This is a genomic window from Halioglobus sp. HI00S01 (assembly GCF_001635445.1).
GTDB lineage: Bacteria > Pseudomonadota > Gammaproteobacteria > Pseudomonadales > Halieaceae > Halioglobus > Halioglobus japonicus.
Map to the genome: position 1 here is coordinate 1 of NZ_LWEE01000072.1, position 452 is coordinate 452.

Below are 452 nucleotides of genomic sequence, written 5' to 3' on the forward strand. Positions count from 1 at the left end.
AAAGTGCCGTCCAGGCGCGATCGTCTACTCTCGCGCACGTTCACGTTGAGTGAGATTTTGTCTTGATCGCCGCGTTCTTCGCGGTCGCCGTCGGCGGTGTCGTCGTCGCTGAACAGCAGGTTTACGCGCTGGCTGATTTTGGGCAGCTGAACCTTACCGCGCAGGCGAACGCAAAAATCGTTGCCGTCTTCCTGGTCCCACTCGTTTTCAAACTCCAGCCGCAGGAAGGATTCTGCCTTCTCCAGGTCGTAGTTCGAATCGCCAAAAAAATCGTCCATCCATTCCACCAGCGCCTGAGCAGATTCAGCGGCCGCGGTGTGAGAGCTGTCAATCCAGTTGGCAGGCGGTTCGCCCCCGTCGGTGGTTGCCGTGGGAACGGGGGTGTCGCCGCTGAGCTCTGGAATCGCCTCGGGCGAGGCGGTTTTGTCAGGATCGGGGCTGTCGACAGCAGG

The 452-nt window shown here is 60.2% G+C and carries 1 protein-coding gene; it reads right to left on the bottom strand.

Annotated elements, in window-relative coordinates; genetic code table 11:
- A partial coding sequence (locus tag A3709_RS23700; RefSeq protein WP_197484173.1) for a hypothetical protein occupies positions 1-452 on the bottom strand: 452 nt, incomplete at both ends.